General features: G+C 58.1%; 10 protein-coding genes and 1 pseudogene. 4 read left to right on the plus strand and 7 right to left on the minus strand.

Annotated features, from left to right (window positions below):
- The first annotated feature begins 96 nt into the window (after positions 1 to 96).
- Positions 97 to 735 carry a TetR/AcrR family transcriptional regulator gene (locus ACFFWD_RS34125; RefSeq protein ID WP_376972996.1) on the plus strand — a complete coding sequence of 213 codons (639 nt, stop codon included), beginning with the start codon at positions 97 to 99 and terminating at the stop codon, positions 733 to 735.
- A gap of 174 nt (positions 736 to 909) precedes the next feature.
- On the opposite strand, the gene ACFFWD_RS34130 is transcribed toward ACFFWD_RS34125, so the two are convergent.
- Together ACFFWD_RS34130 and ACFFWD_RS34135 are read right to left on the minus strand one after the other, a co-directional pair.
- The gene (locus ACFFWD_RS34130; protein ID WP_376973088.1) at positions 910 to 1,878 is read right to left on the minus strand and encodes an adenylate/guanylate cyclase domain-containing protein; all 969 of its coding nucleotides are present in this window, start codon (positions 1,876 to 1,878) and stop codon (positions 910 to 912) included.
- Positions 1,879 to 1,939: 61 nt separating this feature from the next.
- A complete protein-coding gene (locus tag ACFFWD_RS34135; protein ID WP_376972998.1) occupies positions 1,940 to 2,296 on the minus strand; it encodes a hypothetical protein in 357 nt (118 codons plus the stop codon).
- Positions 2,297 to 2,515: 219 nt separating this feature from the next.
- Here ACFFWD_RS34135 and ACFFWD_RS34140 point away from each other — a divergent pair, with 219 nt between their 5' ends.
- Together ACFFWD_RS34140 and ACFFWD_RS34145 are read left to right on the plus strand one after the other, a co-directional pair.
- Entirely contained in the window at positions 2,516 to 2,695 is a 180-nt protein-coding gene (locus ACFFWD_RS34140) for a hypothetical protein (RefSeq protein WP_376973000.1), read from the plus strand.
- Between the two features lie 205 nt (positions 2,696 to 2,900).
- Positions 2,901 to 3,527 carry an antibiotic biosynthesis monooxygenase family protein gene (locus tag ACFFWD_RS34145; RefSeq protein ID WP_376973002.1) on the plus strand — a complete coding sequence of 209 codons (627 nt, stop codon included), beginning with the start codon at positions 2,901 to 2,903 and terminating at the stop codon, positions 3,525 to 3,527.
- A gap of 273 nt (positions 3,528 to 3,800) precedes the next feature.
- Here the strand turns inward: ACFFWD_RS34145 and ACFFWD_RS34150 are convergent, their stop codons facing one another.
- The 4 genes and pseudogenes from ACFFWD_RS34150 to ACFFWD_RS34165 all read right to left on the minus strand — a co-directional run bounded on the left by ACFFWD_RS34150 (position 3,801) and on the right by ACFFWD_RS34165 (position 6,940).
- The gene (locus tag ACFFWD_RS34150; protein ID WP_376973004.1) at positions 3,801 to 4,160 is read right to left on the minus strand and encodes a CobW C-terminal domain-containing protein; all 360 of its coding nucleotides are present in this window, start codon (positions 4,158 to 4,160) and stop codon (positions 3,801 to 3,803) included.
- Positions 4,161 to 4,201: 41 nt separating this feature from the next.
- Positions 4,202 to 5,362: an adenylate/guanylate cyclase domain-containing protein gene (locus ACFFWD_RS34155; protein WP_376973006.1), complete on the minus strand. Its 1,161-nt coding sequence runs from the start codon at positions 5,360 to 5,362 to the stop codon at positions 4,202 to 4,204.
- A 284-nt stretch (positions 5,363 to 5,646) separates the two neighbouring features.
- Positions 5,647 to 6,252, minus strand: a complete 606-nt coding sequence (locus tag ACFFWD_RS34160) for a TetR/AcrR family transcriptional regulator (RefSeq protein WP_376973008.1) — start codon at positions 6,250 to 6,252, stop codon at positions 5,647 to 5,649.
- 509 nt (positions 6,253 to 6,761) lie between these two features.
- Positions 6,762 to 6,940 (minus strand): annotated as a pseudogene (locus tag ACFFWD_RS34165) (DUF2798 domain-containing protein).
- 144 nt (positions 6,941 to 7,084) lie between these two features.
- On the opposite strand from ACFFWD_RS34165, the gene ACFFWD_RS34170 reads away from it, so the two are divergent.
- Positions 7,085 to 7,585, plus strand: coding sequence for a hypothetical protein (locus ACFFWD_RS34170; RefSeq protein ID WP_376973010.1), 501 nt, complete (start codon positions 7,085 to 7,087; stop codon positions 7,583 to 7,585).
- A 409-nt stretch (positions 7,586 to 7,994) separates the two neighbouring features.
- On the opposite strand, the gene tnpC is transcribed toward ACFFWD_RS34170, so the two are convergent.
- Positions 7,995 to 9,171 (minus strand): IS66 family transposase (gene tnpC / locus ACFFWD_RS34175; protein ID WP_376973012.1); only part of this gene is annotated, 1,177 nt, incomplete at its 5' end.

Genomic DNA, 9,171 nt, shown 5'->3' on the forward strand with positions numbered 1-9,171 from the left:
GGTGTAGCAGCGGTATCGAACCAATTTGCTTTGACATCGTTGGTAATGGACGTTACCTCTTTGACTAGCCTGAAAGTTTCGCTCGTAGGAGAAAGTATGGCGGTTGCAAAACGACGACCTCCTGAAGATCGACGAGAGCTCATTTTGGATGCGGCCGGAAAAGTTTTCTTTGAACAAGGCTTTTCGGCGACAAGCGTCGACGCGGTCATTGCCCGCGTAGGTGGATCCAAGAGGACAATCTATAACGAGTTTGGGAGCAAGGAGGGCTTGTTTACGGCTCTGGTCGAAAGGTGCGCGGATACAGCGATCTCAGCTCTAATCCAAAATGAAGCGCAAGGTCACGATGTAAGGACGACGATGATAGCCTTCGGTAGTCAACTGCTGCAGGTATACCAGACGGACGACTTGATCGGAATTTTCCGAACTAGCCTGGTCGAAGCGGAGAGGTTTCCACGGTTGGCTCGGACCGTCTATGAAAAGGGGCCCGGGCGGGCTGCCTCTTATCTTACACGTGTTCTGGAAGACGCGAAGGCCAGAGGCGAGATAAAGGTGATCGACTGTGCAAGCGTCGCAAACCATTTCGTGAGCATGATACGTGGAAATCAGTATCTCAAGGTAGTGCTCGGCCTGCGCGCGCCGCTCACAGGCAGCGAAGCAAATGCGTTCGTTAAGTCTGCGGTGGATCTCTGTTTGTATGGGATCGTCGCGCCAAATTCCCCGAAACGAAAGAAGTGACTTCACCTCCGCTCCGGTCGAGCCTGAGGAGGGAGTGGCAGTAGCTGCGATGTCCAGGGATCATGGCGCAACGATCATAGACGTGTCGGCAGGTCAGACGTCACGTTGGGCCTGGTGAGCGACTTTCAGCCGCTGCTGCTAACGGAGGAGAGTATCGGCCGCGAACATATCAGACTATTCATAGAGGTTAAGCGCGAGCATCCGGACTCCGACGTCCGCAGCGCCGTCGTTTCCGCAATAAAGAACGCCTTCGAAGTGGTTCCCCCGGGTCGAAGTGCTTCCGAAGGAAAATTGGCTGCGAAATTCGAGCGAACCGTGAAGGCGCCTCGTTTTGTCGATCAACGCAAACAGCCCTCTCATCGACTGAGCATCGTAGATGCCATGCGACGCCGCTAGATTTGGCCTGGTCGTGTTTGAGCGTAAAGGTGAACCGGCTCCTGAAAGCCCTTGACGGAGTGACGACCGACGCTCCGAGACCAAAACAGGCTCGCCCGTAGCTGCGCAAACGGCTTGAATCCGGCTCATCAGGTTCACATCCGGGCCGATAACGGTGAAGTCCAGCCGCCGGCCGGAGCCGATGTTACCGTAGCTCATCTCTCCATAATGTAACGCTATAACGGCATTCATCGGAGCGCCGGATACGGGTGGGCCGACCAGATTGCCGAGCGCGGTCCGCGCGGCCTGCATTGCGGCTCTGCAGGACTCGGCCGCCTCCTCACGCTGAAAGAACGCAAGGACAGCGTCGCCCATGAACTTCACGATCTCTCCGCCCCCTTCGGTAATTGCGGGCACGACGCGGTCGAAATAGCAGTCCAGCACTTCAAGTACCCGCCCTCCCGGCAGGCGATTTGAGATCTCTGTAAAGCCGCGCAAATCGCGGATCATGAGCGCCGCTTCCAATGACTCGATCTGGCCGCGACGGATCCGGCCGGCGAGAATGCGCTGCGCGGTCGCCTTTCCCGTATACGTATCGAGAAGGGTCAATTCAAATTTGCGCAAGGTTCGCAATTCGCAGACATTGCGCAGGGCCGGAACGATCCGCTCGATGGCCTCCTTTTCCTCACGAGTGAACCCGCCGGACCGCCTCGTACAAAACGCGGCCGCACTCACGGGTCCGTCCACGTTGGCGAGCAGAACAATCATCAATTCGACAAGCCCCCGGTGTTTATAGACATCCAGGTACGTCCACCGCTGCGAGCTTGGTTTATCGATTCGGATCGATAGAGTGCTCTAACGTTTGCATTACATGCCGCACCGGACTACCGACAAAGTCGGTGGACAGATCGAGTCCGTTTTCCCGATCCATGATCTGGACGGGTTCTTGCGGGGACCACGCCACGGTGCGTCCCAAGATCTCCGGATGCAAAGTTCTGAGGTGAAGGGTAAGGCGATCAACAGGAAGTCCGGCCGAGCGCAATCTGCGGCCAAGGCCAACTATCAGGTTTGCATCGTCGCTATCGTGGCATTCGTCGCCAGCGAGCGATTCCAGCACCTCTAAGGTTCTGGCCAGCTTAGGCGATTCCATCACGTCATCAACCCGGATGAAGTTTTCGGTACACACAGGCGTCCTCGGCGGCAAGGTGGTGCAGAGTAAGGATAACGCGTGATGGAGCGCATCCCCACCGCCTTCTGGCTGTTCGCCGGCATCTCGCTCGTCATCCTGGCGATGGGCTTCGCCAATTACCTAGACAAAAAGAAGTGATCGACACAAAGTTGACGACGCCGTTGCTTCACCTTAGCACCTTGGCCGCGGTACGGTACGTTACCTTATAGGTGATTTATGCCAGCTTCCCAAACCGATCTCGGGAGACCGGGGCCCTCGATCGTTCCGGGCGATCTTCCGGATACAAGTGACTGCGAATGCCTCCAGAGGCTCGCCGAGGTGGTCGCCAAACCCGATCCGGAGCATCTGGCCGAAGTGGCGCGGCTGATTGGCCGGCTCGCCGTCACGATCGAATAGCTGGATGCTCTCTTGGCCTCCTGGCTTGGAGGGCGATGCCTTCTCACGCCAGGGTACGTCCTCGCGGCCTAGGCCGGCAGCGGTCTGCGATCGACCGAAACGCTACGGCCGCACAGCGTTGCGGCCTATGGCCTGCTCCGCTGACAGACCAGCGAGCGGTTTACCAGCGTAATAGAACTTTGCGCAAACGTCGGGGCACCTCTTGATGATTTCTCAGTTCTTTGAAGTCCAGATAAAGGAAGGACACAGAGACCGCTACATGGATCTTGCGGCTTCGCTGAAGCCCGCGCTTAACGCTATGGGTGGCTGCCTCTTCATCGATCGATTCAAGAGCTTGACCCGCAAAAACCTTCTCTTGTCCTATCAGATCTGGCAAGACGAAGGAGCTATGACCGCATGGCGAGTGGATGAGAGCCATCATGTGGTCCAAAGGATCGGCCGCAAGAAGGTCTTTTCCGACTACCGCATCCGGATTGCCCAAGTGATCCATGAAGCACGGCCGGGCAGCCCGATTTGGCAACCCGAGCGACGCACGGCATACAATGACCCCGCAAGACGTCCGCCGACGTACGTCATTGCGTCGGAGTCGACGAACCCTGAGCTGCCGGTAACGACTCAATGGCGACGCGATTCTTTCGAGAGCATGTATCGCGACGGTCGTTTCGCGCACCTCGTCGATCTGCCGGATTATCAATCGGGCTTGGAATTCGGTGCCCAGCTCTTCGCCGATCCGACAACCGAATACTTTCGCATCTTCGAGGTCATGCGTGACTACGGAATGTACGATCGCAGCGAGGCGCCGCAGTACTATCCACCCGTAGATAGATCATAGACAAACGGAGCGCTCGATGACACGCTGTCAACTTTCTCGCCATCGCGCCCAGGGCCTCCAACACATAACGGTATTGAATGATCGTTTCGTCTCTCGAGCGGGAGTTGCGTTGAACTGTGTCGAGCGGTTTGAAGCCGAGGTTTGACCAGAACTCGTCCAGATGCAGGGTCGTCGTAGGCGTGTCCAGCATAGCCCCCTCCTTTCGTCGGCCACGACAACACGGTCAGCACGCATCTCGATGATGCAGCCCAGCCGGCTTGCGAGCTCAGGCCTTCATTGGCCTGCGCCCAAGCTGCCGCGCTTGCGTGCCTTGAAGGTGCGGGCGCTGACCCGATCGAGGAGTTCAACCATGTCGCGCAAGTCGACGCTGGCGATTCCTTGGATAATGAACACAATCCGGGTTCGTTGGTCGGCGTCCGGCCATTTCGCCAGCCACGTCATGGTATGCAGCAAGTGTTGGACTCCTTGTATGACGGCCGGGCGCCCCGGCTCGTCGACAATGTTCACCAGCCCTTTCACACGGAGCAGGTTGGGCCCGAGATTTTGGCTGATCCCATCCAGGAGGAATTGCAGTTCATTGCGAGACAGAGGAGCCGTTCGAACTAGGACAATACTTTTCGTTGACCGACGCAAATAGCTCGATCTAACAATCTGAGGAGCTGTACGACGAGGAGCTAGGCTTGCCCTTGTGGCCGAGTTTGAGCGTAAAGATGGACGGGTTCCTGAAAGCCTTTGACGGAATAATGACCGACGGAGACGAGATCGTCCGCCCTGAGCAACTCTGCAAAACGCTGCGAAACCAAGAGAGGCTCGCCCGTAGCTGCGCAGACCGTCTGGATCCGGCTGATCAGATTTACGTCCGGACCGATGACGGTGAAGTCGAGCCGCCGGCCGGACCCAATACTACCGTAACTCATCTCTCCATAATGTAATGCTATCCCGGCATTCATAGGACCATGGGAGGCAGGCGGGCGACCAAGATTACCGAGTGCAGTCTGTGCGGCCTGCATTGCGGCTCGACAGGAATCCGCCGCGACGTCGCGTTGAAAAAATGCAAGCACTGCGTCGCCCATGAACTTCACTATCTCGCCGCCACCTTCTGTAATTGCAGGCACGACCCGGTCGAAATAGGAGTCCAGCAGCTCAAGGACCTTGCCGCCCGGTAGGCGATTCGCAATCTCCGTAAAGCCTCGCAAATCGCAGATCAAGAGTGCTGCTTCCAAGGATTCGACCTGCCCCCGGCGGATCTGGCCAGCGAGGATGCGCTGGGCTGTCGCCTTTCCGGTGTACGTATCAAGAAGGGTCAAATCGAACTTGCGCAGGGTTCGTAGCTCGCAGACGTTGCGAAGGGCCGGAACGATCCGCTCGATCGACTCCCTTTCGTTACGAGTGAACCCATCGGGCCGTTTAGTGCAGAACGCCGCCGCGCTCACCGGGCCATCAACGTTGGCGAGCGGAACGATCATCAGCTCGACAAGTTCCCGACCCTTGTAAACGTCCAGATACGTCCAACGCTGGGAGCTCGGTTTATCCGTCCGAATCGATAGGTGCTCCAGCGTCTGCATCACGTGTCGAACCGGACTCCCGACAAAGTCGGTAGACAGATCAAGTCCGTTTTCCCGGTCCATGACCTGGACGGGCTCGTTCGGGGACCACGCCACGGTGCGTCCCAAGATCTCCGGGTGTAAAGTTCTCAGGTGCAGCGCAAGGCGATCGACAGGAAGCCCGGCTGAGCGCAATCTCCGACCGAGGCCAGCTATTAGATGAGCATCGTCATTATCGTGGCATTCGTCGCTGGCGAGCCATTCCAGCACCTCTAGGATCACTGCCCGCATCAAAGGAAGTTCCTCATTTCGGACTGGTTCTTACGTTAAGGTTTTGAGTTTCGATCGCGCGGAGGGCGACAGCGTTCCGTGCAGGTATCCTGCTGCGAGAATTCTTGGAATGATAAGGCGGATGCATCTTCCGTCGCGCGTTGATAGGAGCGATGTGGGGCGCCTACGTGATTGCCGCCTCTTTGCCGCAAGCTTGACCTCTGCTTCTATGGAATCGTTGCGCTTGAGGCGGCGGCCCATCAAGCAGGCAAGGGACGACGTACCACATAGGCTGCCTGCGGCCTTCATTGGACCAATAGCCTCCGACCTTCCAAGCCATAAAGAAAAATATGAACCGCCGACTCTACGGCTGCCGCGACCTCGGACTCTGTCGGGTTCGAGTGGAGCGCAAGGACGGCGTTCAAGTGAAGATTGCCGCGAAGCATACCAACGAAGACATCGGCTGCGGTCACGCAGTCCGCTAAGTTTGTCTCTCCCGCATGTCGGGCATTGTGCAACACTTCGGCTAGTCGGGTAACGGCGCGACCGGGCCCTTTATCGTAAAACGCTTGTGCCAGGCTCGGAAAGCGCTGTCCTTCGGCGACAACAATACGATAGACGCCGACCAAGTTCGGCGACAAATAGATATGCGCTAGTCGGTGCCCGAGTCGCCTTAGGGTTGCCTCCAAATCTCCGTCAATCTTCTCGAGTTCAAGACTGGATAACGCAGAGTCGGCGATTTCGGAAACCAAGGCGGTAAACAGCCCCTGTTTGCTCCCGAATTCATTGTAGATGTTTCTCTTGGAGCCGCCTACCCGCGCAATAATCGCATCGATACTTGTAGCGGCGTATCCCTGTTCGAAGAACGCGAGAGCCGCCGCCTCCAAGATCTCCACACGCCGGTCAGACATTGCACCATCTATAAGGATGTACGGTAACGTACCGTACCCGCTCAAAGCGATCAAAGTCAAGGCGCGTGATGAGGATCGTACGTAATCTGGCCTTCTTACGGAATTCGTGTAAGGCGGCCTCCCGGACGAACGCAGGCCCGCCGCTCGCAAAAGTCCAGCGGTTCAGACCGCCGGCCTAGCTGGCTGGGCTGCCTCGAATTGTCCGGACCGTAGATTGTGTAGTTCCGTACGGTGTGCCGCCGGCGATCTCGTCCATTCGTATCTAGCCTCGAGCCGCGTACGGTAGACCGACCACGTTCATACCGTGGTGCAGGAAGGGCATGCTGCCGAAAATAGTCACCTCCTGGCGCTCGGTATCATGACTTACCGACCAAGCCGCATCTCGCTCGATCACCTGCTGAGCGAGCTCATGGTCCTTCCGGGCAGACGTGCTTGGGGAATTCTATCAGTTCGCAGACCAACGCCAGACTTGCGCATCGGTCCGCGAGGAAATGTCGACCCGTTGACGCTTAGTTCGCGGGTTCATCTCTGGTAAGAGCGAGAGATAAGGATCTTATTGCGGGGGCGGAAGGACCACTGGTGACAGTGCAACCCACGACATCAACCATGACGCAAGCCAATTCCATAGGAAATGGCCAGTTGCCGCAGACGGCAAACTCGCAATACCGGCGGCAACAAAGGAGGTCATTCCTGACTGGATGACCCCAAAGACGAAATGGCTATAGCGCCGCGGGATTAACGCATGCTCCAGCCGAAGACCGTGTCAGGGTCCTTCTGGATCTGTTCGGGAACGCGAACTACGAATGTTGGAACCAACTTAGGAGAGACGAGAGTGACCAAAGCACTGGCGCCGGACGACATCCGGGATTTCTTAAATCGCTTTGCTTCAGCTATCATGCGGGATCAAGTCCATGTCGACGCATTGTCGCCGGAGAAATTTCACCCCCAATACAACGGCGACATGTGGCTTGCGTGGCGTCTCGATCACCTGGCGTATATCAATACGCTGCTCATGACCCTTGATACGATCACGCCGAATCTGCTGAAGGAACTGACGCAGATAGCCGTCACTAAGAAGCCAGCCACGGTCCGGCGGATCGCGATCGAACTTCTTGCCAAACGCGCGAGCGGCAGTTGTCCGCGGGAGGATGTTGCAACGGCGCGCCTTTTTTTCGGCCGATTGATACACGAGCTGAGCGACAGCTCTAAAGCCATTCCAACTGATCGCGATGCCAAGACTTCCATGTTTCTGTGGCTGGCTGCCACCGATCCTCTTCGCATTAGCCGCGACCCTAAATGCGGCTATGGCGACGCCGCCGGATTGACCGGTTGAGGACCGCATCGAAGAGACCGCATAGCAATGCCCCTAGCAAGCTCTCCTTGGTCAAGATGCGGTTGGCGTTAGCCAACCGCATTGAGGACGTTGAAGGCGTTGGGAAGGACCAACTGGCCTGGAGCGCGAGCTTCAAGAAACGATTGCTAAGGAGTAACTCATCCGCCAAGGCGAAAAATTCCAAAGCTGTGGAAGCTGCTATACGGAACCTCATCCGAAAGGGCTTAGTAGTTGCGAGGAAGGACGTTAATGACAAGGTTAGCTACTTCCCCACTGAGTGTGCGCCGCCTCTCGAGCCTTTCGAGCTAGAATCCTATCGCCGCAGACTCAAAGTACGCATACGACGAGGACCGCCTGATTGACGCATGCGCGCGGGCACGGCGAGCTCTATGATGGCGTTGCGTGAAGGTCAGGCGGCCGGCTGATCGGCGGGCTTGTCGGCTTGGCGCAGGAGCTTCCATTCCCAGGGCAGCAGTTCGCGCAGACGCGATGCGGGAAGATCGGCGATACGGGCGAGGACGTCGGCGAGCCAGGCCTTGGGATCGACGTCGTTGAGGCGACAGGTCGTGATCATCGTCAGCATGATGGCGGCACGGTCGGCGCCACGCTGGCTGCCGGCGAAGGTCCAGTTGCGCCTTCCCAATGCGATGCCTCTCAATGCGCGCTCAGCACAATTGTTGGTCAAGCAGATCCTGCCATCGTCGAGGAAGCGGGCGAAGTCGTCCCAGCGCCTGAGCATGTAATTCATGGGTTTCAGGACCTCGGAGGAGCGCGAGAGGGTTTCGCGCTCACGCAGCAACCAGGCGTGCATGTCGTCGAGGAGTGGCTTGCTCTTCTCCTGGCGCACGGCACGCCGCTCGTCCGCACTGCGGCCGTTGATGGCGCGCTCGATCTCGAACAGCGCGTCGAGGCGCCTGACCGCCTCCAACGCGATCGGGGAGACCGGTTTGCCTTTCTGGCCTTCCCGGGCATTCTTCTCGATGTCAGCCAGTTCGAAGAAGCCCCGCCGCGCATGGGCGAAGCAAAATGCCGGCGTGATCGGCAGCACCTTCTTCTGCGGGTCGAACAGCGGCTCGAAGCCATTGTAGCAGTCGGCTTGCAGGATGCCGGTGAAGGCGGCCAGATGCTTCTGCGGATGCTGGCCGCGTCGGTCGCTCGAGGCGTAATAAACCGCCGCCGGCGGCGCAGGTCCGGCGAAGGGGCGGTCATCGCGGACATAGGTCCAGATGCGCCCGGTCACGCACTTACCTTTTGCCAGGATGCGGATGGTGGTGTCGTCGCCATGCAGGCGCTCGGCCGCGAGCACATGACGCTCGATCAGGTGGAAGAGCGGCATGACGGCGAAGGTCCCGTGGCCGACCTGGTCGGCCAGCGTCGACAACGGCAGGTCGATCCTCTCGCACTTGAAGCGCGCGCTCTGGCGGTTGAGCGGGATATGCATGCCGAACTTGTCGAACAGGATCGTCGCCAGCAATTGCGGGCCGATGAAGCCGCGCGGCGTGGCATGGAACGGCGCCGGCGGCTGACTGATCTTCTCGCAATCGCGGCAGGTGAACTTTTCGCGCACCGTCTCGATCAGCTTGAAC

The organism is Bradyrhizobium erythrophlei (assembly GCF_042430365.1).
In the GTDB taxonomy this organism is placed as follows: Bacteria; Pseudomonadota; Alphaproteobacteria; order Rhizobiales; family Xanthobacteraceae; genus Bradyrhizobium; species Bradyrhizobium erythrophlei.

What these genes read in the sequence shown, in the direction of transcription:
- ACFFWD_RS34140 (WP_376973000.1), top strand. Translation starts at nt 2,516, where the DNA reads ATGCCAGCTTCCCAAACCGATCTCGGGAGACCGGGGCCCTCGATCGTT.
- ACFFWD_RS34145 (WP_376973002.1), top strand. Translation starts at nt 2,901, where the DNA reads ATGATTTCTCAGTTCTTTGAAGTCCAGATAAAGGAAGGACACAGAGAC.
- ACFFWD_RS34125 (WP_376972996.1), top strand. Translation starts at nt 97, where the DNA reads ATGGCGGTTGCAAAACGACGACCTCCTGAAGATCGACGAGAGCTCATT.
- ACFFWD_RS34160 (WP_376973008.1), bottom strand. Translation starts at nt 6,252, where the DNA reads ATGTCTGACCGGCGTGTGGAGATCTTGGAGGCGGCGGCTCTCGCGTTC.
- ACFFWD_RS34130 (WP_376973088.1), bottom strand. Translation starts at nt 1,878, where the DNA reads ATGATTGTTCTGCTCGCCAACGTGGACGGACCCGTGAGTGCGGCCGCG.
- ACFFWD_RS34155 (WP_376973006.1), bottom strand. Translation starts at nt 5,362, where the DNA reads ATGCGGGCAGTGATCCTAGAGGTGCTGGAATGGCTCGCCAGCGACGAA.